The 24,697-nt window shown below is 61.4% G+C and carries 24 protein-coding genes and 1 tRNA gene; 18 read left to right on the top strand and 7 right to left on the bottom strand.

The window, feature by feature from the left end:
- The first annotated feature begins 83 nt into the window (after positions 1 to 83).
- The gene (locus NKJ28_RS19335) at positions 84 to 713 is read left to right on the top strand and encodes an invasion associated locus B family protein (RefSeq protein WP_352448908.1); all 630 of its coding nucleotides are present in this window, start codon (positions 84 to 86) and stop codon (positions 711 to 713) included.
- Between the two features lie 121 nt (positions 714 to 834).
- Here NKJ28_RS19335 and hspQ read toward each other — a convergent pair whose 3' ends face one another.
- Together hspQ and NKJ28_RS19325 are read right to left on the bottom strand one after the other, a co-directional pair.
- The gene (hspQ, locus tag NKJ28_RS19330) at positions 835 to 1,158 is read right to left on the bottom strand and encodes a heat shock protein HspQ (RefSeq protein ID WP_023675043.1); all 324 of its coding nucleotides are present in this window, start codon (positions 1,156 to 1,158) and stop codon (positions 835 to 837) included.
- A gap of 221 nt (positions 1,159 to 1,379) precedes the next feature.
- On the bottom strand, positions 1,380 to 2,588 hold the full coding sequence (locus NKJ28_RS19325; RefSeq protein WP_352636710.1) for a UbiH/UbiF family hydroxylase: 1,209 nt from the start codon (positions 2,586 to 2,588) through the stop codon (positions 1,380 to 1,382).
- A 61-nt stretch (positions 2,589 to 2,649) separates the two neighbouring features.
- Here NKJ28_RS19325 and NKJ28_RS19320 point away from each other — a divergent pair, with 61 nt between their 5' ends.
- The 8 genes from NKJ28_RS19320 to NKJ28_RS19285 all read left to right on the top strand — a co-directional run bounded on the left by NKJ28_RS19320 (position 2,650) and on the right by NKJ28_RS19285 (position 10,967).
- Complete coding sequence (locus NKJ28_RS19320; protein ID WP_352636709.1) at positions 2,650 to 3,588, top strand: DUF2182 domain-containing protein; 939 nt, start codon at positions 2,650 to 2,652, stop codon at positions 3,586 to 3,588.
- Between the two features lie 13 nt (positions 3,589 to 3,601).
- Positions 3,602 to 4,216, top strand: a complete 615-nt coding sequence (locus NKJ28_RS19315; protein ID WP_352636708.1) for a DUF1326 domain-containing protein — start codon at positions 3,602 to 3,604, stop codon at positions 4,214 to 4,216.
- A gap of 35 nt (positions 4,217 to 4,251) precedes the next feature.
- Positions 4,252 to 5,028, top strand: coding sequence for a phosphatidylcholine synthase (gene pcsA, locus NKJ28_RS19310; RefSeq protein WP_502896505.1), 777 nt, complete (start codon positions 4,252 to 4,254; stop codon positions 5,026 to 5,028).
- A gap of 18 nt (positions 5,029 to 5,046) precedes the next feature.
- Positions 5,047 to 6,024: a quinone oxidoreductase family protein gene (locus tag NKJ28_RS19305; RefSeq protein WP_352636707.1), complete on the top strand. Its 978-nt coding sequence runs from the start codon at positions 5,047 to 5,049 to the stop codon at positions 6,022 to 6,024.
- A 152-nt stretch (positions 6,025 to 6,176) separates the two neighbouring features.
- Positions 6,177 to 7,769 carry an ABC transporter ATP-binding protein gene (locus NKJ28_RS19300; protein ID WP_502893792.1) on the top strand — a complete coding sequence of 531 codons (1,593 nt, stop codon included), beginning with the start codon at positions 6,177 to 6,179 and terminating at the stop codon, positions 7,767 to 7,769.
- Positions 7,766 to 8,878 (top strand): ABC transporter permease, encoded by a 1,113-nt coding sequence (locus tag NKJ28_RS19295; RefSeq protein ID WP_352636755.1) that lies wholly within the window; start codon positions 7,766 to 7,768, stop codon positions 8,876 to 8,878. The genes NKJ28_RS19300 and NKJ28_RS19295 overlap by 4 nt, the downstream gene beginning before the upstream one ends.
- Complete coding sequence (locus NKJ28_RS19290; protein ID WP_352448916.1) at positions 8,878 to 9,852, top strand: ABC transporter permease; 975 nt, start codon at positions 8,878 to 8,880, stop codon at positions 9,850 to 9,852. The genes NKJ28_RS19295 and NKJ28_RS19290 overlap by 1 nt, the downstream gene beginning before the upstream one ends.
- A gap of 47 nt (positions 9,853 to 9,899) precedes the next feature.
- Positions 9,900 to 10,967 carry a BMP family ABC transporter substrate-binding protein gene (locus tag NKJ28_RS19285; RefSeq protein ID WP_023675052.1) on the top strand — a complete coding sequence of 356 codons (1,068 nt, stop codon included), beginning with the start codon at positions 9,900 to 9,902 and terminating at the stop codon, positions 10,965 to 10,967.
- A gap of 63 nt (positions 10,968 to 11,030) precedes the next feature.
- Here the strand turns inward: NKJ28_RS19285 and rimO are convergent, their stop codons facing one another.
- From rimO to NKJ28_RS19265, 4 genes are all read right to left on the bottom strand, one after another.
- Positions 11,031 to 12,344 (bottom strand): 30S ribosomal protein S12 methylthiotransferase RimO, encoded by a 1,314-nt coding sequence (gene rimO / locus NKJ28_RS19280; protein WP_352636705.1) that lies wholly within the window; start codon positions 12,342 to 12,344, stop codon positions 11,031 to 11,033.
- A 152-nt stretch (positions 12,345 to 12,496) separates the two neighbouring features.
- Entirely contained in the window at positions 12,497 to 13,156 is a 660-nt protein-coding gene (locus tag NKJ28_RS19275; RefSeq protein WP_352568620.1) for a TerC family protein, read from the bottom strand.
- A 171-nt stretch (positions 13,157 to 13,327) separates the two neighbouring features.
- Complete coding sequence (locus NKJ28_RS19270; RefSeq protein WP_352456770.1) at positions 13,328 to 13,735, bottom strand: DUF930 domain-containing protein; 408 nt, start codon at positions 13,733 to 13,735, stop codon at positions 13,328 to 13,330.
- 282 nt (positions 13,736 to 14,017) lie between these two features.
- Positions 14,018 to 14,107 (bottom strand) — tRNA-Ser (locus tag NKJ28_RS19265).
- Positions 14,108 to 14,414: 307 nt separating this feature from the next.
- On the opposite strand from NKJ28_RS19265, the gene NKJ28_RS19260 reads away from it, so the two are divergent.
- The 9 genes from NKJ28_RS19260 to NKJ28_RS19220 all read left to right on the top strand — a co-directional run bounded on the left by NKJ28_RS19260 (position 14,415) and on the right by NKJ28_RS19220 (position 23,963).
- Complete coding sequence (locus tag NKJ28_RS19260; protein WP_352593883.1) at positions 14,415 to 15,299, top strand: GNAT family N-acetyltransferase; 885 nt, start codon at positions 14,415 to 14,417, stop codon at positions 15,297 to 15,299.
- A 273-nt stretch (positions 15,300 to 15,572) separates the two neighbouring features.
- Positions 15,573 to 16,796 carry a septal ring lytic transglycosylase RlpA family protein gene (locus NKJ28_RS19255; RefSeq protein ID WP_352593882.1) on the top strand — a complete coding sequence of 408 codons (1,224 nt, stop codon included), beginning with the start codon at positions 15,573 to 15,575 and terminating at the stop codon, positions 16,794 to 16,796.
- A 131-nt stretch (positions 16,797 to 16,927) separates the two neighbouring features.
- A complete protein-coding gene (locus NKJ28_RS19250) occupies positions 16,928 to 18,058 on the top strand; it encodes a D-alanyl-D-alanine carboxypeptidase family protein (RefSeq protein WP_352593887.1) in 1,131 nt (376 codons plus the stop codon).
- Between the two features lie 64 nt (positions 18,059 to 18,122).
- Positions 18,123 to 18,797: a dTMP kinase gene (tmk, locus tag NKJ28_RS19245; RefSeq protein ID WP_352448921.1), complete on the top strand. Its 675-nt coding sequence runs from the start codon at positions 18,123 to 18,125 to the stop codon at positions 18,795 to 18,797.
- Positions 18,794 to 19,849, top strand: coding sequence for a DNA polymerase III subunit delta' (locus NKJ28_RS19240; RefSeq protein WP_352636704.1), 1,056 nt, complete (start codon positions 18,794 to 18,796; stop codon positions 19,847 to 19,849). The genes tmk and NKJ28_RS19240 overlap by 4 nt, the downstream gene beginning before the upstream one ends.
- Positions 19,850 to 20,002: 153 nt before the next feature.
- Positions 20,003 to 21,553 carry a methionine--tRNA ligase gene (gene metG, locus NKJ28_RS19235; protein ID WP_023675060.1) on the top strand — a complete coding sequence of 517 codons (1,551 nt, stop codon included), beginning with the start codon at positions 20,003 to 20,005 and terminating at the stop codon, positions 21,551 to 21,553.
- Positions 21,553 to 22,347: a TatD family hydrolase gene (locus tag NKJ28_RS19230; RefSeq protein ID WP_352593880.1), complete on the top strand. Its 795-nt coding sequence runs from the start codon at positions 21,553 to 21,555 to the stop codon at positions 22,345 to 22,347. The genes metG and NKJ28_RS19230 overlap by 1 nt, the downstream gene beginning before the upstream one ends.
- A 3-nt stretch (positions 22,348 to 22,350) precedes the next feature.
- Entirely contained in the window at positions 22,351 to 23,169 is an 819-nt protein-coding gene (locus NKJ28_RS19225; protein WP_352636703.1) for an MBL fold metallo-hydrolase, read from the top strand.
- A 203-nt stretch (positions 23,170 to 23,372) separates the two neighbouring features.
- Positions 23,373 to 23,963: a hypothetical protein gene (locus tag NKJ28_RS19220; protein ID WP_352636702.1), complete on the top strand. Its 591-nt coding sequence runs from the start codon at positions 23,373 to 23,375 to the stop codon at positions 23,961 to 23,963.
- A gap of 157 nt (positions 23,964 to 24,120) precedes the next feature.
- Here the strand turns inward: NKJ28_RS19220 and NKJ28_RS19215 are convergent, their stop codons facing one another.
- Positions 24,121 to 24,684, bottom strand: coding sequence for a DUF2076 domain-containing protein (locus NKJ28_RS19215; protein WP_245274627.1), 564 nt, complete (start codon positions 24,682 to 24,684; stop codon positions 24,121 to 24,123).
- Positions 24,685 to 24,697: the final 13 nt, after the last annotated feature.

The following is a 24,697-nucleotide window of genomic DNA, read 5'->3' as shown; positions in this document are numbered from 1 at the left end:
GTTGCCTCATTTCGGCAACAGGTAGCTGGACCACACGGCATGAAAAAAGCCGGTTCCGGGATCATTTGAGAGGAATGCACGACATGACGAGCCTGAACAGCAACGCGTACCGCCTGTCGGTCATGGCCGCTGGCGTGGTCGGCATTCTGGGCGCCGGGATTCCCGCTGCTTCCGCGCAGCAGCAACAGCAGATTCCGCAAGGCTGGTTCAAGGCCTGCACCAAGCAGGAAGACGTCGACATCTGCAATGTCCAGAACATCACCACCGCCGGCAACGGCCAGCTCATCACTGGCGTCAGCCTGATCGAATTGAAGGGCAAGGTGAACCGCAAGGTGTTCCAGGTGACGGTTCCGACCGGCCGTCTCGTTCCTCCCGGCATCGGTCTCCAGATCGACGGCGGCAAGGCGCAGAAGCTCGACTATGTGATCTGTTTTCCGGATCGCTGCGTGGCGGAAGTGCCGCTGAGCGATCAGCTTGTCGCATCCTTCAAGAAGGGATCGGCGCTGACGCTCACCTCGGTCAATTTCCAGAACCAGCCGAACCCGATCAAGATTGCGCTGACCGGCTTCAGCGGCGCCTTCGACGGCCCGCCGCTGCAGCAGTCGGATATCGAGGACCGGCAGAAGAAGCTCCAGGAGTTCGTCGCCAAGAACAATCAGGACTTTGCCAAGAAGCTCAAGGAAGAGCAGGAAAAGGCGAAGGCCGCCAACTAATCGACGGGTTTTCGAACAAAACAAAAAGCGGGGTTCATGCCCCGCTTTTTTATTGAATCGGCTGATTGTCGGGTCCAGACTTGTCTCAAGCCTGTCCGAGCCCAGCCAGATCCCGACTAAGTCAATGTCTCAATTGGTGCTTCGGCTCGTAGCGCCCGTCCGGCTTCTTGTCGAACATTTCACCAATCTGCGGGTGCCGGACCGGTTCGCCCGACCGGTCCTCGAGTAAATTCTGCTCGGACACATAGGCGATGTATTCCGTTTCGGAATTCTCGGCGAGCAGATGATAGAAAGGCTGGTCCTTGCGCGGCCGCACGTCAGCGGGGATCGCCTCGTACCATTCGTCAGTATTGGCGAATTGCGGATCGACGTCGAAAATGACGCCGCGGAACGGAAACAGCCGGTGCCGAACCACCTGTCCGATCGAGAATTTGGCTGTCTTCATCGCACTCACCACTTGAACTTCTTGAACGCCACGCATCCTGGAACACGCAAGGAACGCTCCAGGACTTTAGATTCTTACGCACCGGTCCGGCAAAGACTGGCCCAGACCTTAAGGTCGACATCGTCATTATTTGGCGCAGACGCCGCGGCAATTCAATCCCGATCCCCTTGATGCCGGGTTGAGCATCGCGAGATGCGGATCAAGGGCGGTGGCCAAGATCGCTATCGCTCAGCCGGTTTTCGCAATCCGCCAAAAAACGCCGCAAAACCGCTGCCGGGTCGAAGACCCTCGCGCATGAAAAACGCCCGTAACGGCGCAAACCCCTCAAGCGCGCCCAGGCCAGCGCTGCGCACCATCTGAGCCGGCAGCATATCGGAAAGCAACGACATGTTGAGCAGGTTGACCGCGCTGCTGCGCGCCAGAATGTCCGGCCGCCGCTTGAAATCATAGGCTGCAAGCGCCTTGGCGGCGCCCGGGTCCGAGCGGTTTCTGCTTGCGGCACCAATCAGGTCGTCGATGTCCCGGATGCCGAGATTGAGGCCTTGCGCGCCGATTGGGGGAAACACGTGGGCGGCTTCACCGACAAGTGCCACGCGGCGATGCGCAAACCGCCACGGGCTCACCGCTGAAAGTGGGTAGATCTGCCGGCCGGGCTCAACCGACACGCGGCCCAACATCGATTGCATTCGCTGTTCGACCCGCGTCGAAAGCTCGGCGTCGTCGAGTGCTGCAAGGTCCTTGGCGATATCGGGTTCGAGCACCCAGACAAGGCTGGACCGGTTGCCGGGCAGGGGAACCTGTGTGAACGGACCGGTCTCGGTGTGGAATTCGGTCGAGGTGAAGGCATGGTCGCTGCGGTGACCGAAATTGAGCACCAACGCCGCCTGCGGATAGGATCGGATCGAGGTCCGGATGCCGGCTGCCTCGCGGGCCGGCGACTGACGGCCATCGGCGGCAACTGCCAACGATGCCTCAACCTCGCTGCCGTCGGCGAGAACGGCATGGGCATGGTCGGCATCGAGGCGCCATGCCTCCACCATCGACTTTCGCCATTCGATGCCCGAATGCGCGACAGCCTCGGCTAGCGTGCGGTTGAGAACGCTGTTGGGCAAGTTCAGCCCGAATTGCTCTTCGTTGATCTCGCTGGCACGAAAAGTCACTGTCGGGCTGCGGATCAGCCGGTTGGTTGCGTCAACGATGCGCATCACCTTGAGTGGCGCTGCATGCGGCCTGATTCCGTCGAAGATCCCTAGCCGTTCGAACATCTTCAGGGCAGGGTTCATCAAGGCTGTCGTCCGGCCGTCGAGGCCGGCTGCCTCGGGTCCGACGAGCGTCACGGGAAAGCCCGCCTCGGCAAAGCTAAGCGCCGCGATCAGCCCCGCAGGGCCGCTGCCGGCGACCAGTATCCGTGCTGTTTCCCGATGGTTCAAATTCGGCTTCCGGATTGCGAGGTGAGGCCCGTCCGACCTGCTGGTCCATATAGGTCAGGTGATGCGGCTTGATCAACGCGGCGATTCGGCCCATTCGGTTGCCATGACCGGCCAACAAGACGATTTCAGCCATCTCGACGGCACCGGCCGCGCGATGGCGAGCGTTGCGCGCAGCCCTCAACTGACCGTGAGCGTCGTTGCCGGCATGGGCATCGCCCTTGCCTGGCTCCTTCTCGGCGCAATGGCAGTTCGGGGGGCGGTGAGCCGGCTCCCGGGCGCTGATGTACCCGGCGACGCCGTGCTGGAATACCTGCTGCAACTGCCGTTGCCGGATTTCCTTGCGCGTTTCTTCGCCCTTTGCCTTGCGCCGGCGCCGCTTCGCGCAAGCGTAGGCGCGCAAGGCGGGGCACTCACCGCGATGTGGCTGTTGATGGCCATCGCGACCATGCTGCCCTCCGCGGCGCCGATGATCCGCACCTATTGCGAGATCGCAGATACCGCCAGGATCAAGGGGGAACCCGTTGCCCATCCGCTGATCCTTGTCGCTGGATATTTGAGCGTCTGGCTTGCCGCCTCGGCAATATTCGCTGCCCTGACGCTCGCAGTCCATGCATTCGTGTCATCCGGGCAGATGCTCGATCCGCTGCTTGGAATTGCCGGAGCAGCCGCGCTGTCGATCGCTGGTCTCTATCAGTTCAGCTGGCTGAAGGAAGCCTGTCTGGAGAAGTGCAGAAATCCGTTCTCGGTCCTGTTCGCCAACTGGAGCGCCAAGCCCATTCGCATTTTCCGGCTCGGTATGGAGCAGGGCCTGTGGTGCCTTGGATGCTGCTGGGCGCTGATGCTGGTAATGTTTGCCGTCGGTGTGATGAACGTGTTCTGGATGGCGCTGATCGGCTTGTTCAGCCTGGTCGAAAAACAGACGGCAGGCAATCTGCCGACGCGGCTGGGCGGTGCGATACTGCTTGTCTGGGCAGCCGCGCTACTAGTAGTCTCGGCATGAGGGGGAGAATTCGATGACAGATCAAAACTGGGCAATGAAAGGAGAGCTCATCCTTTCCTGCAATTGCACGGTTTTTTGCCCTTGCGTTCTGTCGCTCGGCAATCATCCGCCTACGGAAGGCTATTGCCAAACCTGGGCGGGGTTCCGGATCGATGCCGGCCATTTCGGCGAGGTCGACCTGTCCGGTCTCAATCTTGGGCTGGTCATGGAAATCCCCGGTTATATGAGCCGCGGCAACTGGACGGCGGGCCTGTTCATCGACAAGCGCGCCTCGGTTTACGCAGTGAAGGGACTGACGAAGATATTCACCGGCAAGGCCGGTGGAACCACATCGCTGCTCTCCATCCTGGTCGGACAGTTCCTCGGCGCCGAGCAGGTGCCGATCACCTACGACACGCGTGAGAAAACACGCATCTTTCAGATACCGAAGATCATCGATGGTGCGGTGACACCAATCACCGGCAAGGATCGCGACAAGGATACGGTCATCAGCAATTCGGAATACTGGATTGCGCCGGAAATCATCGTCGCCAAATCCGACAAGAGCAAAATGCGGGCCTTTGGCCGCAACTGGAACTTTGCTGGCCGTTCGGCCGAAATCTGCAAGCTGGACTGGCGGGGCCCGTGAGCAAGAAGACGACGGCCAGGAAAATCGCCGACCGGATTCCGCGGCCGAAGAAGAAAGTCACATGGCCTCAGGCGCGGGCGTTCTCGGTCCATCTCTTGACCGCGTCGGGCTCATTCCTGGCGTTTCTGTCGCTAGTGGCAGCAAGCGAGCAGCGCTGGACGGCGATGTTCTGGTGGCTGGGGCTGGCGCTTTTCGTCGACGGCATCGACGGGCCGATCGCCAGGAAGCTCGATGTCAAGGAAATCCTGCCGACTTGGTCGGGCGAACTGCTCGACAACATCATCGATTACGTGACCTACGTGTTGATTCCGGCCTTCGCGCTCTATCAGCGCGGTTTCATGGGCGAGCGCCTGTCGTTCCTGTCGGCGGCGATCATCGTGGTGTCGAGCGCAATCTACTATGCCGATACCGGCATGAAGACGAAGGAGAATTTCTTCAAGGGCTTTCCGGTCGTCTGGAACATGGTGGTGTTCACGCTGTTCGTCATCGAGCCCGGACAATGGGTTTCTTTCGCCGTGGTCGTGGTGGCCGGCATTCTCACCTTCGTGCCGATCAATTTCATCCATCCGGTGCGGGTGAAGCGGCTGCGGCCAATCAATCTCGGCATGACGCTGCTTTGGTGCGCTTTCGGCGCGCTGGCGCTGGCGCAGGCCGCACTTGCCTCCTTCTACGACCAGATCGGCGTGCTGGGCGAGCAGGTCAGCGATTTCATCAAGTTCGGGATTACGTTCACCGGGCTTTACCTCGCCTGCATCGGCGCTATCATGCAGTTCTTCCCAAATCTCGGCGCCAAGCCGGATAAGAAAGCCTGATCCCAAGAGAGCCAGAAAATGTCCAAAGCGATCCGCATCCATGCCCATGGCGGCCCGGAGGTCCTGACCTATGAGGATGCCGATCCCGGGCAGCCGGGCTCGGGACAGATCCTGGTCAAGCATACCGCGATCGGTCTCAATTTCATCGACGTCTATTATCGCTCTGGCCTTTATCCGCCGCAGGGCGGATTTCCGCTGGTCCCTGGCGGCGAGGCGGCCGGCGTGGTCTTGGATGTCGGCTCGGATGTCGACTGGCTCAAACCCGGCGATCGCATCGCCTACGCCGTGACGACCGGCGCCTATGCTGGGCAGCGCGTGATCGCCGCCGACCGCGTGGTGAAGGTGCCGGACGGAATCAGCGACGAACAGGCCGCAGCCATGATGCTAAAGGGCATGACCGCCGAATATCTGTTGCGCCGTACATTCAAGGTGAAAGCCGGCGACACGATCCTGTTTCATGCGGCGGCCGGCGGTGTCGGGCTGATCCTCGGCCAATGGGCCAAGCATCTCGGCGCGACAGTGATCGGCACGGCGAGTTCCACCGACAAGATCGAGCTCGCCAAGGCGCATGGCTTCGACCACGTGATCAACTATCGCGAACAGGATTTCGTGGCCGGCGTTGCCGCTGTCACCGGTGGCAAGAAATGCGACGTTGTCTACGATTCAGTCGGCAACGACACATTTCCAGCCTCGCTCGATTGCCTGCGGCCGCTCGGCACTTTCGTCAGCTTCGGTCAATCGTCTGGGCCGATCCCGCCCTTCAGCATCTCGTTGCTGGCGCAGAAAGGCTCGCTGTTCGCAACGCGGCCGACGCTGTTCGTCTATAATGCCAGGCGCGAAGACCTCGAGGCTTCCGCCGCCGCCTTGTTCGGTGTGGTGCTCAGCGGCGCCGTCAAGATCAAGATCAACCAGCGTTACGCGCTCAGCGAGGCCGGCAAAGCGCATTCCGATCTCGAAGGGCGCCGGACCACCGGGACAACAATACTTATGCCTTAGGCGCCCGCAGTTTCGGGCCGCCGACGCCGCCGTTCTTGCGAACTGCTCTTTACCGCTTGAGTTTCCGCTGAAATTCTTGAAGCTCTTTCAAGTCGTGAGGCGCTTACCGTAGAGAGCAGCCCGCGCATACGATGCTTGCGGGAACACAGAACATGTCTGGCAAACCAGATGGAGGCACCGTGAGTGCAGATCAGGACGGCGCAAACCTGCTTGAGGTTCGCGGCCTCACAAAGATATTCGGCACGTTGACGGCGTGCGACCACGTCGATCTCAACATCGCCAAGGGCGAGATCCATGCGTTGCTTGGCGAGAACGGCGCCGGCAAGTCGACCCTGGTGAAAATGCTGTTTGGATCGCTGGAACCGAATTCCGGCGAGATTTTCTGGAATGGCCAGGCGGTCAGGATCACCAGCCCCGGCACCGCAAAAAAGCTCGGCATCGGCATGGTTTTCCAGCATTTTTCCCTGTTCGAAGCGCTGACGGCGGCTGAGAACATCGCGCTGTCGCTGGATGACGGCTCGCCGATCAGCACGATCGCGGCCAAGGCGAGGGCGCTCTCCTACAGTTACGGCCTGCCTCTCGATCCGCTATCGCTGGTCGGTGATCTGTCGGTCGGCGAGCGTCAGCGTATCGAAATCATCCGCTGCCTGCTGCAGACGCCGCAACTCATCATCCTCGACGAACCAACTTCGGTGCTGACGCCGCAGGAGGCCGATAAGTTGTTCGAGACGCTCGAACGGCTGCGTTCGGAAGGAAAGTCCATCCTCTACATTTCGCACCGGCTGGAAGAGGTCAAACGCATCTGCGACCGCGCCACCGTGCTGCGTCACGGCAAGGTGGTCGGCCATTGCAATCCGCGCCAGGAAACCGCGTCTTCGTTGGCGCGGATGATGGTCGGCAACGAGGTGCTGGCCGTGGTGCGGGCGCCGGCCGAGGGTATCGAAACCGCGCCGGTGCTGCTTCAAATCCGCGAACTCACCCGCAAGCCGGCGACCCCGTTCTCGATCCCGCTCAGGAACATCAATCTTGAAGTCCGCGCCGGCGAGGTGATCGGCATTGCCGGTGTCGCCGGCAACGGCCAGGGCGAATTCTTCGAATCCGTTTCCGGCGAGGTGCTGCAGCAGGATGCCGGCTCGGTCCGCATCCGCGGCAAGGATGCCGGCGGCCTCACCATCACCGGCAGGCGTCTGATGGGCGCTGCCTTCGTCCCGGAAGAGCGGCTCGGCCATGGCGCAGCACCGCGCATGAAGCTTTCGGAGAACCTGCTTCTGTCGCGCCACGCCACCGATGGCAAGATGTTTGTCGGCGCCGGTGGAATGGTCAAGGGCGATGCGATCCATACCGCTGCCCAGCGCATCATAAAGGCGATGGACGTGCGCAAGAGCGCGCCGGATCCGGAAGCTGCGGCTCTTTCGGGCGGCAATCTGCAGAAATTCATCGTCGGCCGCGAACTCGACCGCCGGCCGAGCGTCTTGGTGGTCAATCAGCCGACCTGGGGCGTCGACGCGGGTGCGGCGGCCCACATCCGCCAGGCGCTGATCGAACTGGCACGCAGCGGCTCGGCGGTGCTGGTGATCAGCCAGGACCTCGACGAGCTGTTCGAGATTTCCGATGCGATCACGGTCATGCACAATGGCGAACTGTCGAAGCCGCTGCCGATAGCTGAAGCGACATTCGAGAAGATCGGGCTGCTGATGGGCGGCGCCGAACCCGGTCATGCCGAACATACGCTGGAGACGGCCTGATGCGCCTCGAACTTGTAAAACGCCCGCAGCGCTCGATGCTGTTTTCGGCACTCTCGCCTTTCATCGCTTTCGTTTTGACGATCATTGCCGGTGCCATCATGTTCGCGCTGCTCGGCGTCAATCCGTTGACTGCGTTCCGCATCTACTTCATCGAACCGATCAGCCAGGTCTGGCAGCTGCATGAGCTGGCGATCAAGGCCGCCCCCCTGATCCTGATCGCGGTCGGACTGTCGGTCTGCTACAAGGCCAACATCTGGAACATCGGCGCCGAAGGCCAGTTCATCCTGGGCGGCATTGTCGGCTCGATCATCCCCGTGCTGTTTCCGCAGTTCGAAGGCCCATTGGTGCTGCCGCTGATGCTTCTGCTCGGCATGGTCGGTGGGGCCGCCTATGCTGCAATCCCGGCACTGCTGAAGACGCGCTTCAACACCAACGAGATCCTGACCAGCCTGATGCTGGTCTATGTCGCCCAGCTCTTCCTCGATTGGCTCGTACGCGGGCCGTGGCGCGATCCGCAGGGCCACGGTTTCCCGCAGACCATCCAGTTCAACGACTCGGCCATACTGCCGGAACTCCTCCCGGAATCCGGCCGGGCAAACTGGGGATTTGTCTTCGCGCTGATCGCGGCGATACTGATCTGGATCCTGATGAGCCGTATGCTGAAAGGCTTCGAGGTCCGCGTGCTCGGCTCAAGCCCGAGGGCAGGGCGCTTCGCCGGGTTTGGCCTTAACCGCATGGTCTTCTTTGCCTTCCTGCTGTCGGGCGCACTGGCCGGACTTGCAGGGATTTCGGAGGTCTCGGGAGCCATCGGACAATTGCAGCCGGTGATCTCGCCCGGCTACGGATTTACCGCTATCATCGTGGCATTTCTCGGCCGGCTCAATCCGCTCGGCATCGTCGCCGCAGGCCTTGTGCTGGCGCTGACCTATCTGGGCGGCGAGGCAGTGCAAAGCGCGCTCGGCATCTCCGACAAGGTGGCGCGCGTGTTCCAGGGCATGCTTTTGTTCTTCGTGCTCGGCTGCGACACGCTCATCCATTACCGCATTCGCCTGACCGGCTTTTCCGCGCCGAAGCTCGAGGCAGCGCCGAAGTTGGAGGAAGCCCGCTGATGGACATCACCGTCAACATCCTCTTGACCATCGCGACGGCGGCGACGCCGCTGCTGATCGCGGCGATCGGCGAACTGGTGGTCGAACGTTCGGGTGTGCTCAATCTCGGCGTCGAAGGAATGATGATCATGGGTGCCGTCGGCGGTTTCGGCGCCGGCTATCTCACCGGCTCGCCTTGGATAGGGCTGTTGGCGGCAATCACCATGGGGGCAGTGTTCTCGCTTCTGTTTGCCGTCATGACGCTGTCGCTGGCCACCAATCAGGTGGCCACCGGCCTGTCGCTGACACTGCTCGGCCTCGGCCTTTCCGGCATGATGGGAACGAATTTTGTCGGCCAGCCCGGCGAAAGGCTGCCAAACCTCGATATTCCCGGCCTGACCGCAATCCCCGTCGTCGGCAGGCTGCTGTTCGGCCAGGATCCAATCTTCTACATCTCGATCGCGCTGACCGCCGCCGTCATGTGGTTCCTGTTCAAGACCCGCACCGGGCTCACGCTGCGCTCGATCGGCGACAGCCATGCATCCGCCCATGCGCTTGGCATCCACGTCATCCGCTACCGCTATCTCTCAGTGATTTTCGGCGGCGCTTGTGCCGGCCTCGCCGGCGGTCACCTATCGCTGGTCTACACACCGCAATGGGTGGAGAACATGACCGCCGGCCGCGGCTGGATCGCGCTGGCTCTGGTCGTCTTCGCCTCCTGGCGGCCATGGCGGGTGCTGGCCGGCGCCTATATTTTCGGCGCGATCTGGGTTGGCCAGCTTCACGTCCAAGCCATAAATCTGCAGGACTTCGTCGACGCGCCCTGGTTGCTCTACAAGTTAATTGCGTTCTTAAAATCGTTTCCCTCGCAACTGCTTTCTTCGCTGCCCTATCTGGCAACCGTCGTGGTTCTCGTTCTAATCTCGCGCAACAAGCGTTTGACGATGATGAACACGCCGGCCTCCTTGGGCCAGCCATTCGTTCCGGATCGTTGACAGCAAAAAGACGGAAGCTCCAAGGCTTAACTCAGAGAGGTAACACAATGAAAAAACTGCTTATTGCCCTGATGGCGACGACGGCCGCATTGTCGCTGGCGGCCTCAGCCGAGGCGGCGGACAAGCTGAAGGCGTGCTGGGTCTACACCGGCCCGATCGGCGATTTCGGCTACTCCTACCAGCACGACCAAGGCCGCCTCGAGGTGGAAAAGGCACTCGGCGACAAGGTCGAGACCGCCTATCTCGAAAACGTCTCCGAAGGCCCCGATGCCGACCGCGCCTTCGAGCGCCTGGCGCGCGAGGGATGCAAGATCATTTTCGGCACGTCCTTCGGCTTCATGGACCCGGAAGTGAAGATCGCCAAGAAATTCCCCAAGGTGATGTTCGAGCACGCCACCGGCTACAAGACGGCCGAAAATCTCGGCATCTACAATGCGCGTTTCTACGAAGGCCGCTACGTGCTTGGCCAGATCGCCGCCAAGCAATCGAAGTCGGGCGTCGCCGGCTACATCGTTTCCTTCCCGATCCCGGAAGTGGTGATGGGCATAAATTCCTTTATGCTCGGCGCACAGTCGATCAATCCGAACTTCAAGGCGAAGATCGTGTGGGTGAACTCCTGGTTCGATCCGGGCAAGGAGGCCGATGCTGCCAAGGCATTGTTCGACCAGGGCGCCGATATCATCGTCCAGCACACCGACTCGACCGCTGCCTTGCAGGTGGCGGAGGAGCGCAAGCTGCACGGCTTCGGGCAGTCCTCCGACATGATCAAGTTCGCGCCGCACGCGCAGCTGACCTCGCTGACCGACGAGTGGGGTCCCTACTACATCAGCCGCGTCCAGGCGGCGCTCGACGGCACCTGGAAGCCCGACAATGTCTGGCTCGGCATTAAGGACGGCGCCGTCAAGCTGGCGCCGTTCACCAACATGCCCGACGACGTCAAGGCGATGGCCGAAGCCACCACCAAGAAGATCGCCGACGGCTGGAACCCCTTCACCGGGCCGATCGCCAAGCAGGACGGCACACCTTGGCTGAAGGAGGGCGAGGTCGCCGACGACGCCACGTTGCTCGGCATGAATTTCTACGTGAAGGGCGTCGACGACAAGCTGCCGCAGTAGGTGGTCGGAAACATATCGAACGAAAGGGCGCCACGCGGCGCCCTTTTCATTTTGGACGGAATATCAGACTGCTGAGCCGTAAAGGTCGTAAGCGTCGGCGCGCTCGATCTTAATCGTGACGATGTCGCCGGCGCGCAGTGGCCGCCGCGACTGGATATGGACCGAACCGTCGATTTCGGGCGCGTCGTATTTGGTCCGGCCCTTGGCCGAATTGCCATGCGCCTCGTCGATCAGGACCGGCAGGCGCTTGCCAATTTTCTTGGTTAGCTGCGTTGCCGAAATCTTCTGCTGGCGCTGCATGAAGCGGTGCCAGCGGGCTTCCTTGATCTCCTGCGGCACTTGCTCGAGGCCGAGCTCGTTGGAGCGGGCGCCTCTGACCGGCTCGTATTTGAAACAGCCGGCGCGGTCGATCTTGGCCTCGTCCAGCCAGTCGAGCAGCATCTCGAAATCGTCATCCGTCTCGCCGGGGAAGCCGACGATGAAGGTGGAGCGGATGGCAAGGTCCGGGCAGATGTCGCGCCAGCCGCGAATACGCTCGAGCGTCTTTTCGCCATGAGCGGGCCGGCGCATGTTCTTCAGCACCTGCGGCGAGGCGTGCTGGAACGGAATGTCGAGATAGGGAACGATCTTGCCTTCGGCCATCAGTGGGATGACGTCTGCGACATGCGGGTAGGGATAGACATAGTGCATGCGCACCCAGACACCGAGCTTGCCCAGTTCTTCCGATAGATCGAGGAATTTCGCCCGCACTTCGCGATCGCCGAACATGCTGGTCTGGTATTTGATATCGATGCCGTAGGCGCTGGTATCCTGCGAGATGACGAGGATCTCCTTGACCCCGGCCTTGGCCAGCTTCTCGGCTTCGCGCAACACGTCGGCCGCCGGCCGCGATACGAGGTCGCCACGCAGCGCCGGGATGATGCAGAAGGTGCAGCGGTTGTTGCAGCCTTCCGAAATCTTGAGATACGCATAGTGGCGCGGCGTGAGCTTGACCCCTTGCGGCGGCAAAAGGTCGATGTGGGGATCATGGCTCGGGGGGGCAGCCTCATGCACCGCCGCCATCACGCTTTCATAAGCTTGTGGTCCGGTGATGGCGAGGACGTTCGGATGTCTTTCACGGATGACGTCCGGCTCGGCGCCGAGGCAGCCGGTGACGATAACTTTGCCATTCTCCGAAAGTGCGGAGCCGATGGCGTTGAGCGATTCATCGCGAGCCGAATCGAGGAAGCCACAGGTGTTGACGACGACCAGGTCGGCGCCGTCGTGCTTGCGGGCGATCTCGTAGCCTTCGGCGCGCAGGCGGGTGATAATGCGCTCCGAATCCACAAGGGCTTTCGGGCATCCAAGGCTGACGAAACTGACGCGAGGGGCGGACATCTAAGCTTTTCCGGATTTTCAGGAGTGGCGGCGCAGTATCACACTTGTCGCGGCATTGGTATGGGCAGCGGCTGCGGCGAAACGCAACCGCCAGCGTCGCCGAAGGCTCGCCGAAGCTGAAAGGCCGACCGATGAGAATTCGAGTCGGCGTGTCAGCTCACCGCACTGCTGACATGCGGCAAGACTTCCACCGCGCCCCGGTAGATCATATCGAGTGCGACATAGAAGATGATCAAAAGGCCGATATAGGCGATCCAGCGATGGCGGTGCAGCAGCTTGGCGATGAAGCTCGCGGCAAGGCCCATCAGCGCGATCGACAGGACGAGGCCTATCACCAGCACCTGGAAGTGATCGCGCGCCGCGCCGGCGACCGCCAGTACGTTGTCGAGCGACATCGACACGTCGGCGATGACGATCTGCAATGCCGCCTGACCCAAGGTCTTCTTGCGCGCCTTGCCGGCCACCATATCATCCCTGTTGATATCGGAATTGGACAGCGCTTCGGTCGCCTCCACCTCGTCGGCATACGACGTGCGCAGCTCGCGATACATCTTCCAGCACACCCACAGCAGCAAGATGCCGCCGGCCAGCAGCAGGCCGACAATCTGTAACAGGGTGACGGTGATCGCAGCAAAACCGATACGCAGCACCGTCGCCGCCACCACGCCGATGAGGATCGCTCTCTTGCGCTGCTCGACCGGCAAGCCCGCCGCGGCCAAGCCGATGACGATGGCGTTATCGCCTGCAAGCACGAGGTCGATGGCGATGACCTGGAGCAGGGCAGAGAAGCCCGCGGCAGTGAAAATTTCCATCGACTGGAAGTTCCTTGCTGGTTGGCCAACTGTTCGCGTCGAATGCCTGGAGGGCCTAACGTGTATGGTTCCCGCGCGTCAAGGGACTGGTTGGAACAAGGTCGGCAATATACAGAGTTTGCGACGATCGGCCCGAAACACCGGCAAAATGCGGCCACAGGTCGCGAATGCCTAGTTATAGAGGTTGTATTTGGGCCAGTCGCTTTCCGGAATTTCATCACCGATCCGGTAGCGCAGCTGCAGGACTTCCATATGGTCCGGCGCTGTCTCGCATTTGAATTTCAGCCGGTACCATTGTCCCTTGCTGCGAAACGCAGCACCCGGGCTCTTGATCGCATCGGCGCCCATTTCGGGCGTCGCAAAAGCGTAGGCGACGACACGATCGGCTTTGTATTTGTGGTCGTCGCGGGTAATCCGGTCGAGAATTTCGGCGTCGCATCGCTGCTCCAGCCGGGTTTGCGGATCGAGTTTCAGCAGGCCGGCGCGCAATGCGCTGTCCATTGCGCTGGCCGGCCAAGCCACTATCGTCCATGCGAGGACCGCAGAAAATAGTTTATTCATAGGCGGGAGAAGCACCATATTCGGACGGAGAAATCAACCCGACGAAGCGCGGCTGCGCGGCGGGTGACAGTCTTCGCTTTGTGGCAGGTTGTTGATTACGCAATAGTATCACCGGTACTTTGGTATCGTTGCCACGATCAGCACCTGTCGCATTTCAGCGACGCGAGAGGTGGTGCGCTGCATGGGGCAGAGCGGCGGTTCTCCCCGAAGCGGACCGGCCTGTTAGACCCAGGCAGTCGAGAATCCGACGAGCGGAAAACTCGACGTCATGCCTGCAGGATTGAAGAAATTGGCCGGATATGGCGGAGGGAGTGGGATTCGAACCCACGGTGGGCTTGCACCCACGCCGGTTTTCAAGACCGGTGCCTTAAACCGCTCGGCCATCCCTCCAAGGTGATTTTTCAATCACTTAGGATATCGCGAGAGGAGCGGGTTCGAGCTGTCGGTACCGGATTGGCACCAGGACGTTCCCCGACCGGTTCGCGCTCCATTCCTGTAAAGCCGCATTCAACGCCAAGTCAACCGTGGCGGCCGCACCTTTCGGCGCGATCCAGGACGGTGAGCAGCGTCATGGCGAGCTGTGTTTGTGCTGAGTGTGGAAAATCGTTTTTAAAACCCGCACGGACTATTAATCGTTGAGCGCTGATATGTGGAGCGCATTAGGCACATGTAAGTAAATCGTATTCTGGAGTTGATTTTGGCCGTACTTGGCGCTCTCCCGCCCGGTCTTCGCTGTAGACCAATCCGCGAAACCGACTGGGAGGGAGTGGTTGATTGCCTGTGCAGGGGCTTTCCGGCGCGTAACCGGAGTTACTGGATACACGCTCTGACCCGTTTGTCGCAGCGTCCTGCGGTTGCCGAGTTCCCACGATATGGCTTTGTTTTGGAGCATGCCGGTCGGATCGTCGGCGTTGTGCTCACCCTTTATGCTCGCTACCAGGGGCCAGAGGGCGACGAAATCCGCTGCAATCTTTCAAGCTGGTCAGTCGATGCAGAATTCCGTCCTTATGGCGCCATGTTGGTTGTGGCGGTTCTCAAGCGGAAGGACGTGACCTACACGAACATTTCGCCGGCACAAGCGACATTGAAAGCCAACCGGGCGCTAGGCTTTCGGCTCTTCTCCAGCGGACAATTTACCTTCTTGCCGGCTTTAAGTTTGACGCAGCGGTCATGTCGCGTAGTCGAAGTGCGTCCCGATCTCCCGGAATTGGCGATGCTGCCCGAGAGTGAGAGGTACATACTCTCGGAACACGCCGCGCTGGGCTGCCTGTCGTTGATCTGCATTTGCGACGGAGCAGCGTTCCCCCTGGTATTGATGCCGCGCCGAATGTTGCACGGTGTTATCCAGTGCCATCAGGTCATCTATTGCCGCTCGCTTGCGGATTTGAGCCGCTGCGCCGGTGCGATGGGGCGCTTTCTCTTGCGAAGCGGAATCCTGGTTTGCTTTGTCGACGCCAAGGAGCCGATTCCAGGTTTGGTGGGATGGTACCGGCCCAACAAGGGGCTGAAATACTTCAAAGGTCCCAGACCACCCGCACCTGGAGATCTGACGTTCACCGAACTTGTGATATTCGGTCCCTGAATCTGCGCTCGCAGACACGCCAAGCCAGGGGCAAAGTGCGCCACGAACGGCGTTTCTGATCGATAAGCGATGATTTTCATGCCGATCAGCGAGGCGGTCCGTGCCACAATCTCGCCCGGTTCCGACCACAATCGGTTAATACGGTGATAAACAATTCCTGCGCACAAAAAGGATTGGGGTAGGGCGTCGCCGGCGTTTCTGGAGTGGGTGCTTTGGCATCGCTGACGTTCATGCTGCGGTGCCTTCGTCGATGCTATAGGGGATAATCAAAATATGCAGACCACGGCGCGCCCGCGTCTTCGTCGCGCTTCCGCTTTCGCGCTGTTTGCCTTGTCGGCAGCCTTTCTTGCAGCATGTGCCGGGCCGCAGCAAAAGGCGATGGTCAACAAGAAACCTCGCTCCAAGGAATATTTTTCCGAAGCCGAATACGGCGTGAAAGCCAGCCCGCGCGTCATGTTCAAGACGTCTCGCGGACGCGACCAGCTCGGCAAGCCCTATCAGGTGCGCGGCAAGTGGTATTATCCGAAGGAAGACAAACGTTACGCCAAGGTTGGCCTCGCATCCTGGTACGGTGAGGCCTTCCACGGCCGGTTGACCGCCAACGGCGAAGTCTACGACATGGCAGATCTGACGGCGGCGCATCCGACCATGCCGCTGCCGAGCTATGCGCGGGTCACCAACATGAAGACCGGCAGCTCGGTGATCGTGCGCGTCAACGACCGCGGACCCTATCATGATGGACGCATCATCGATGTGTCGAAGCGCGCTGCTGAAATGCTCGATTATGCCAACATCGGTACGGCCGAGGTGAAGGTCGAATATGTCGGCCGTGCGCCGCTCGAAGGCAATGACGGGCAGTATCTTGTGGCTTCGTATCGTCCAGGCAACAGGGCGCCGGATCCGTCGGACGGCCTGCCCAGCGGTGTCATGGTCGCGATGAATGGGCCGTCGCCAAGCCTGCCGGTGAGCGCTGCTGCCGTGCCGTTCCCCGGTCAGCTGACGAATTCCGGGCAGGGATCCGATGCAGGGCCTGTCATGGCAGTGCAAGCATCTGCTTTGGGAGACATTGTACTGCCCGATTTCGGCCCGATCGCGCCGGAGCGCCCGGAGATCAACCTGCCGGCGCAATCGCCGTTCACCGTGGCGTCGCTGTCTTACGCGGACGAGCGCGTGCAACGCGCCTCCAACGCGTTTGCCGAGCTGGATGGCGCCGGCATGTCGCCCGCCGAAATTCTTCAATCGTGGAAGCGGCAAGCTCCTCCAACCGGGTCGCCCACGGACTATGTCGCGGCGGGTTCGTTCGAGAATGCCGCCGAAGCGGAGCGTGTGGCGGCCCAGCTTTCCAGCTTCGGCAAGACCGAGATCCAGCGCTCGGAACTTGAAGGCAAGGACTGGTACTCGGTCAACCTCTTTGCCGACGGTCGTGGCAGCCTGGACGAGATGCTGCAGGCAGCGTGGTCGCATGGTGCGCCGGATGCGCTTGCTGTACGCAACTGAGCTCGGGGCTGCCTGGTTTTTTCGCGCGCGATTGATCCGCCAGGCAAAAGCCTGATAGCTTCTGCCAACTTGCAAAAGCGCCGGCTCACTGGTCGAACCTGATGAAATCTTTTCACCCTTTCACCGGGCTTATGGCGCTCGGCCTGCTGCTGCTCTCGCTTGCGCCGGCCTCAGCACAGCTTTTCGAGACCAAGGCCGCGCAGGCCTTCATGATCGATGCCGAAACCGGAACCGTGCTGTTTTCCAAGGACGCCGACAGGTTGATTCCGCCGGCCTCGCTGGCCAAGCTGATGACGATGGAAGTGGTTTTCGACGCCATCAAATCAGGGCGCATGACGCTCGATGATACCTTCGTGGTGAGCGAGAACGCCTGGCGCAAAGGCGGCGCTCCTTCGGGGACATCGACCATGTTCGCCAAGCTCAAGTCGACGATCCGGCTGGAAGACCTGATCCAGGGCGTGACCGTGCAGGCGGCCAATGACGGCTGTATCGTCATTGCTGAAGGGATGGCCGGGTCCGAAGCAAACTTCGCAGCGCAGATGACCGGGCGTGCCCGCCAGATCGGCTTGCAGAAATCGACTTTCGTCAATTCCACCGGTCTGCCGGCCGATGAGCAGCAAACGAGCGTTCGCGAACTTGCGCTTCTGGCGCTGCATATCTGGCGCAACTACCCGGATCTCTACCGCTATTACGGCCAGAAGGATTTTACCTGGAACAAGATTTCCCAGAGGAACCGCAATCCGCTACTGGCCATGGACATAGGCGCCGACGGGCTCGCGGTCGGTGCCAGCGAGCAATCCGGGTTCGGCATTGTCGGCTCGGTCAGCCACAACGGCACAAGGGTGATCGCGGCGATGAGCGGCCTGGCAAACGACCGTGAGCGTGCTGAGGAAGCGCGAAAGCTGCTCGACTGGGGCGTTCGCTCCTTCGAGAAGACTGAAGTATTCGCCAAGGACGAAGTGGTTGGCGAAGCCCAGGTCTTTGGCGGCGCCAAGTCCGGTGTCGCGTTAAAGGCAAAAGGACCGGTGCAGATCTTCCTGCCGATCACCAACCGCGACAAGCTCACCGCCAGGATCGTCTATGACGGACCGGTGGCAGCGCCGGTGGAGGAGGGGCAGCCGGTGGGTACGCTGCGCGTCTGGATCGGCGATACGCTGAGCCAGGAGACGCCGCTGTTTGCCGCCGAGTCGATCGGTGTCGGTTCGCTGCCGCAGCGCGCGCTCGACGCCGCCAAGGAACTGGCCGTCGGCTGGCTGCGTTAGCACCGTCGCGGTGGACCTTTTTTCCCGCCGGGACTATACGGTCCCCGAAGTATGGACAAAGGCTTTGGCGCGCGGATTTTTCATCACTTTTGAAGGCGGCGAAGGAGCAGGCAAGTCGACGCAGATCGAGCGGCTGGCAAAGAAGATGCGCGCCAAGAAATACGATGTGCTGGTGACACGTGAGCCGGGTGGCTCGCCGGGCGCGGAGGCGGTCAGGCATGTCCTGCTTTCAGGCGCAGCCGAGCCGTTCGGCCCCAAGATGGAAGCGCTGCTTTTCGCCGCTGCGCGTTCCGACCATGTCGAACAGGTCATCCGGCCGGCAGTCGAGCGCGGTTCGGTCGTGCTTTGCGATCGTTTCATGGATTCCTCGCGCGTCTACCAGGGCGTGACCGGCGGCCTCGACCCGGCATTCATGGACGCATTGGAGAAGGTCGCCATCAACGGCATGGTGCCGGACATGACACTGATCTTCGACATCGACCCCGCCGAGGGCCTGAGGCGCGCTACCGCCCGGCGGGGCAGCAGTGACGGACCGGACCGCTTCGAGAAAGAAACATTGGCCATCCACCAACGCCGGCGCGAGGCGTTTCTCGCGATCGCCTCAGCTGAACCCGAACGCTGCGTTGTCGTCGATGCCTCAGCCGACCTAGATGCGGTGGAGGATGTCGTTACCGCCGCGGTGTTCGCGGCTCTCGAGAGGATGATGCCGGCACAAAGAAGGCAGGCGGCGCCAGCATGATTTTCGAACGCATCGCGCCCGAACAGCACGATACGCTGGACGGGGTGCCCGAGCCATCCGAGACGCCGCGTCTTGTCGGTCACCTGCAGGCGGCCAACATGCTCGCCACCGCTTACCGCTCGGGAAAGCTGCCGCACGCACTGATCTTTGCCGGACCGGTTGGCATCGGCAAGGCGACGCTGGCCTTTCACCTGGCGCATCATCTGTTGAAGCACCCGGCCTTCGAGCGGGCGCCGGAAAGCCTTGCCGTTCCAGATCCGGCTTCGTCGCTGTTTCGACAGATCGCCACCGGCGCGCATCCTTCGGTGCTGCATCTTACACGCCCGGCGAACGACAAGACCAAGAGCTTCAAGACAGTGGTCACGGTCGACGAAATCCGCAAGGTCAGCCGTTTTCTGTCGCTAACCTCGCACGACGGCAGCTACCGGGTGGTTATCGTCGATCCCGCCGACGACATGAACACCAATGCTGCCAATGCCTTGCTGAAGAATCTTGAAGAGCCACCCGCGCGCACCTTGTTCATCCTCATCGTCCATGCGCCGGGCAGTCTGCTGCCGACGATCCGGTCGCGCTGCCAGATGGTGCGGTTGGCGCCGCTCGATGCCGAGAACTTGATGACGGTTCTGGAAGGCATCGAGCCGCCGCCACCGGAGGATCCTGGGGCGCGCGCGGCGCTGGCGGAGCGGGCAGGGGGCAGCGCGCGCAATGCGATCCTGTTGACGCAGTATGGAGGGCTCGAAATCGCCGCCACCCTCGACGCCCTGGTCATGTCCAAGAAGATAGATGTCGCAGGCGCCTACCGTCTTGCCGAGGCGGTCGCCGGCCGCGACCAGGCAATCCCGTTCGAGATATTCAATCGCCGCGCGCTTGATCTGCTGTCGGCCGGCGCCAGCCAGGCCGCGCTCGCCGGCGATCTCGCGCGGGCCAAAACGCTGTCGGATACTTGGCACGAGGCTTTGAACGCTATATCTGAAACCGAGACCTACAATCTCGACAAAAAGCAGCACGCCCTGACCATGATCGACCGCCTGAATTCTGCAATGCGAATGTGACGGCCGCTGGCGTGGCTTTGAAGCCCCTGAGTATTGATCCCAATCAATCGCAGGAACTTCGAAGCCACCACATTGGCGTCGGATGGCAATTGCCGTTTCGATGCGATATCTCACCGCGACATCTTTCATTCAGACATTCATGACGGCTCATCCATGGCACGCGAAAAATACTACGTCACGACGGCTATTTCCTATCCGAACGGCAAACCGCATATCGGCCATGCCTACGAGTTGATTGCCACCGACGCGCTGGCCCGCTTCCAGCGGCTCGACGGTAAGGACGTGCTCTTTCTCACCGGCACCGACGAGCACGGCATAAAGATGCTGCAGACGGCGAAGAGAGAAGGTATTTCAGCGCGCGAGCTGGCAGACCGCAACTCGGCCGATTTCGAGCGCATGGCCGTCGCGCTCGATGCCTCCAACGACGATTTCATCCGCACCACGGAAAAGCGGCACTACAAGGCCTCGCAGGCGATCTGGAAGGCGATGGCCGCCAATGGCGACGTCTATAAGGGCGGCTATGCCGGCTGGTACTCGGTGCGTGACGAAGCCTATTACGGCGAAGAAGAGACCGAGGTGCGTGCCGACAATGTCCGCTATGGGCCGCAGGGGACGCCGGTCGAATGGGTCGAGGAAGAGAGCTACTTCTTCCGGCTGTCGGCTTATCAGGACAGGCTCCTTGCACTTTACGAAAACCAGCCCGATTTCGTCGGTCCTGCCGAGAGGCGCAATGAGGTGATGAGCTTCGTCAGGTCCGGCCTGAAGGACCTATCGATCTCGCGCACCACGTTCGACTGGGGCATCCCGGTGCCGGGCGACGAGAAGCATGTGATGTATGTCTGGGTCGACGCCTTGACCAACTACATCACCGCCGCCGGCTATCCGGATCCGGCCAATGAGAGATGGTCGTTCTGGCCGGCAAACGCGCACGTCATCGGCAAGGACATCGTCCGCTTCCACGCGGTCTACTGGCCGGCTTTCCTGATGTCGGCTGGCATCGAATTGCCGAAGCGCGTGTTCGCGCATGGTTTTTTGTTCAACCGCGGCGAGAAAATGTCGAAGTCGGTCGGCAACGTCATCGACCCGTTCGCGATGATCGAGCACTACGGCCTCGACCAGGTGCGCTATTTCTTGCTGCGCGAAGTGCCGTTCGGCCAGGACGGCAGCTACAGCCATGATGCGATCGTCAACCGCACCAATGCCGACCTTGCCAATGGCCTCGGCAACCTGGCGCAGCGCTCGCTGAAGATGGTCGCCAAGAACTGCAGCGGCGCGGTGCCAAAGCGCGGCGAACTGACCGAAGCCGACAGCGCCATCCTCGACCAAGCGGTGGGGGCACTCGCCGTCGCGCGAAAGGCGATGGCGGATCAGGGCATCCATTTGGCGCTGGCGGCGATCTTCGGAGTGGTGGCCGAAGCTGACCGCTATTTCGCCTCTCAGCAACCCTGGGCGCTAAGCAAAAGCGATCCAGAGCGTATGAAGACAGTTCTGTGGACGACGATCGAAGTCGTCCGGCGCGTGACGCTGCTCTGCCAGCCCTTTGTTCCGGGGTCGGCTGCTAAGCTGCTCGACCTGCTGGCGGTGCCGGCAGACAACCGTGACTTTGCGCATGTCCACGCCGACTATGCGCTGGTGCCCGGCACGGCATTGCCCGCGCCGGAGGCGGTCTTTCCGCGTTACGAAAAGCAGGACGCGAACGCCTGATGCTGGTCGACAGTCACTGCCACCTCGACTTTCCGGATTTCGCCGAAGAGCGGACGGCCATTGTCGCCCGCGCCCTAGCGGCCGGCATCGGCCGAATGGTGACGATCTCGACGAGGGTGAAGCGATTTAACCAAGTGCTTGAGATTGCAGAGACTTTCGATGAGGTCTATTGCTCGGTCGGCACCCATCCGCATAATGCGGCCGAAGAGCTTGATGTCACTGTCGATGATCTGGTGCGGCTCTCTGCTCATCGCAAAGTGGTGGCGATTGGCGAGGCCGGACTCGACTATTTCTACGATCATGCGCCGCGCGACGCACAGGCGCAGGGCTTTCGCACCCACATCGCCGCGGCGCGCGTGACCGGTCTGCCGCTGGTCATCCATTCGCGCGACGCCGACGACGACATGGCTGATATCCTCGAAGAAGAAACGGGGAAGGGCGCCTTCCCCTTCATCCTGCACTGTTTTTCGTCGGGGCGCCGGCTGGCCGAGATCGGCGTGGCGCTCGGCGGCTACGTCTCGTTTTCCGGCATCCTGACCTTCAAGAACTCCGCCGAGCTGCGCGCCGTCGCCGCCGATGTGCCGCGCGACCGTCTGCTGCTCGAAACCGACGCGCCATACCTTGCGCCAATCCCGTTTCGCGGTAAGCGTAATGAGCCCGCCTATGTCGCGCATACAGCCAAGGTGCTGGCCGAGACGATCGGCTTCAGCGAGGCCGAGATCGCTAATATCACCACGGATAATTTCTTCCGGCTGTTTAGGAAAATGCCGCGCCCGAGCGCGCCGGGCGCCTGACGCATGAGCGACCGGTTACGTCTTACCGTCCTCGGCTGCGGCTCATCGCCGGGCACGCCACGCATCACCGGCGACTGGGGCAATTGCGATCCCGCGGACCCCCGGAACCGGCGCACGCGCACCGCAGCGCTCGTCGAGCGGATCGCGGCGAGTGGCGCCCGGACCACGGTCGTCATCGACACCGGCCCGGATTTCCGCGAGCAGATGCTGCTGGCATCGGTCAAGCGCATCGATGCGGTGGTCTATACACATCCGCATGCCGACCATATCCACGGCATCGACGATTTGCGCGGCTTCGTGCTCGAGCAGCGCCACCGGATCGACATCCATGCGGATCAGGCTACCATGCTGCGCCTACGCGAGGCGTTCCGCTACTGTTTCGAAACACCGAAAGGCAGTTCGTATCCGCCGATCGTCAACGCCCATATCATCGACCACCACAGGCCGGTGGTGATCGCAGGCGAGGGCGGCGCCCTCACCCTCGAACCGCTGCTGCAGCTCCATGGCGACATCACCTCGCTGGGTTTCCGCATCGGCGGGCTGGCCTATTGCCCTGACGTCAGCGACTTTCCGGAGGCGACCGCCAAGCGTTTGCGCGGGCTGGACATGCTGGTCATCGACGCGCTGCAATACACCGTCCATCCGAGCCATCTGTCGCTTGGCCAGGCGCTTGGCTGGATCGAAAGACTGGCGCCGAAGAACGCGGTGCTGACGCATATGCATGTGCCACTCGACTACGCTACGGTAATGGCCGAGACGCCGGCCAACGTCGAGCCTGCTTATGACGGCATGACGATCGAAATCCCTTACGAATCAGCGTGAAAGACTAAGTTTTTACGGCCTGGGTTCCCGAGTTGGATCTCGCGAGGTGCTATCTTCACGTCACATCCAATCGGCCATGCCAGTTCCATAATCTATCTTATGCGACTACGCCTATAGCATCCGTTGGCGGCGAGATCAGGCCGGTCACTCTTAGACATTCGCAACAGCGCTGTGGGGCAACGGGCATGCTAGGGTTGGGAATCATGAACACACTCCCGCTACTTGCAAGTCTTGCCCTCACCCTCGCCTGCGCGCTCACTGGCGCGCGAGCGCAGGACTTTGATCGTGCGCCAGGCGAGAACGACCTGGCTTTCGCCAAACGTGTTGTTGGGTTCGCCGACAATGCTGATCCGCACACCACAGCCGTGAGCTGGAACGGCCTCCAGACACTCTTCGTCGATTACCAGACTACTGAGGAATATCCGGAACGCCCACTCGTCGCGCTACAACGGCTAGCTGACAACAGATATCGCGCAATCCAGGTCACGATCGGTGAACAAGAGGGCGACACACCGGTCATAGCGCTCGGCCTCGCCAACGCCGACCACGACCCGGCAAAGGAACTGATCGTGATACTTTCCTGGGCTCAGATGCACTACGATGTCGAAGGGACGCTCTACGAAGTTCGCATCTTCGATGGCCCCAAGCCAGGCCAGAAGGCGCTGACTCAATTGAAAGCGAGCCGGAAGTTCGATACCACATGCGACTGCCATTGGCGCGACGGCGCAACGAAGCACTTCCGCTTCAAGACGATCGCGGCGGTCAAGGCTGAACTGAAGCGCCTGGGCTATTAGCCGCCGGCGGACGATCGCGGCGGTCAAGGCTGAACTGAAGCGCCTGGGCTATTAGCCGCCGGCGAGGGCTCGCTTCCCGGATGTTGCCCTCGCCACCTCGCCGATGCTGACCCGCAATCGTCACCAGCGCCAGCACAGGCACAGGCTGGGTCGCTCGTCAGAACTCCATATCACCGAAGTCACCGCCATTATCGGAGCTGGAATCGCCTGCCTGATCGGCTTCGTCCGGCTGCGGCGTCGGCTGTTCAGCTGCCTTCGCTTCGCTGCCGCCAAGCACGCCGGCGATCGCGTTGCCGAGCAGCACGCCGCCCGCCACGCCCATCGCGGTCTGCGCGGCGTCGGCAAGAAAACCGCCGCCTGCCCGTTGTGGCGTGTCCTGCGGCCCTTCAGTTGCAACGGAGGCGGTGCGCCCTACCCGCGGAACCGAGCCTGAGCGCCTGCCGCCGCTGCGGCCGAAGAAGCCGCTGAGCGGTCCACCGCCGGCCGGCTGCCGCGCCTGCTCCTCCAGTTCTTCTATGCGCGCCTGAGCTGCGTTCAGGGCCTGCTCCTGCACCACGATCGTCTGGGCCATGTAATATGGCGCCCCAGGCTGCTGGGTGATCTGGTCCTGGATGAAGCGCTCTGCTTCGGCATCGCGCGGTGGCGCCTGGCGCTCGGCGCTTGCCAACTTCTCGAAGAGCTGTCCGATCGCTTGCTGATCGTTTCTGTCCAGGATGTCCAACTCCGGTCTTGGT

Source organism: Mesorhizobium sp. M0145, assembly GCF_040322355.1.
In the GTDB taxonomy this organism is placed as follows: Bacteria; Pseudomonadota; Alphaproteobacteria; order Rhizobiales; family Rhizobiaceae; genus Mesorhizobium.
This window is presented reverse-complemented; position numbering and strand designations above follow the sequence as displayed.

Bases quoted from the DNA above. Each gene is read 5' to 3' on its own strand.
- NKJ28_RS19275 (WP_352568620.1), bottom strand. From the start codon at position 13,156: ATGGAAATTTTCACTGCCGCGGGCTTCTCTGCCCTGCTCCAGGTCATC.
- rimO (WP_352636705.1), bottom strand. From the start codon at position 12,344: ATGTCCGCCCCTCGCGTCAGTTTCGTCAGCCTTGGATGCCCGAAAGCC.
- NKJ28_RS19250 (WP_352593887.1), top strand. From the start codon at position 16,928: ATGGCGCTCGGCCTGCTGCTGCTCTCGCTTGCGCCGGCCTCAGCACAG.
- NKJ28_RS19225 (WP_352636703.1), top strand. From the start codon at position 22,351: ATGAGCGACCGGTTACGTCTTACCGTCCTCGGCTGCGGCTCATCGCCG.
- NKJ28_RS19285 (WP_023675052.1), top strand. From the start codon at position 9,900: ATGAAAAAACTGCTTATTGCCCTGATGGCGACGACGGCCGCATTGTCG.
- hspQ (WP_023675043.1), bottom strand. From the start codon at position 1,158: ATGAAGACAGCCAAATTCTCGATCGGACAGGTGGTTCGGCACCGGCTG.
- NKJ28_RS19230 (WP_352593880.1), top strand. From the start codon at position 21,553: ATGCTGGTCGACAGTCACTGCCACCTCGACTTTCCGGATTTCGCCGAA.
- NKJ28_RS19320 (WP_352636709.1), top strand. From the start codon at position 2,650: ATGCGGCTTGATCAACGCGGCGATTCGGCCCATTCGGTTGCCATGACC.
- NKJ28_RS19335 (WP_352448908.1), top strand. From the start codon at position 84: ATGACGAGCCTGAACAGCAACGCGTACCGCCTGTCGGTCATGGCCGCT.
- metG (WP_023675060.1), top strand. From the start codon at position 20,003: ATGGCACGCGAAAAATACTACGTCACGACGGCTATTTCCTATCCGAAC.
- NKJ28_RS19255 (WP_352593882.1), top strand. From the start codon at position 15,573: ATGCAGACCACGGCGCGCCCGCGTCTTCGTCGCGCTTCCGCTTTCGCG.
- NKJ28_RS19315 (WP_352636708.1), top strand. From the start codon at position 3,602: ATGACAGATCAAAACTGGGCAATGAAAGGAGAGCTCATCCTTTCCTGC.
- NKJ28_RS19300 (WP_502893792.1), top strand. From the start codon at position 6,177: ATGTCTGGCAAACCAGATGGAGGCACCGTGAGTGCAGATCAGGACGGC.
- NKJ28_RS19240 (WP_352636704.1), top strand. From the start codon at position 18,794: ATGATTTTCGAACGCATCGCGCCCGAACAGCACGATACGCTGGACGGG.
- NKJ28_RS19305 (WP_352636707.1), top strand. From the start codon at position 5,047: ATGTCCAAAGCGATCCGCATCCATGCCCATGGCGGCCCGGAGGTCCTG.
- NKJ28_RS19270 (WP_352456770.1), bottom strand. From the start codon at position 13,735: ATGGTGCTTCTCCCGCCTATGAATAAACTATTTTCTGCGGTCCTCGCA.
- NKJ28_RS19290 (WP_352448916.1), top strand. From the start codon at position 8,878: ATGGACATCACCGTCAACATCCTCTTGACCATCGCGACGGCGGCGACG.
- NKJ28_RS19220 (WP_352636702.1), top strand. From the start codon at position 23,373: ATGAACACACTCCCGCTACTTGCAAGTCTTGCCCTCACCCTCGCCTGC.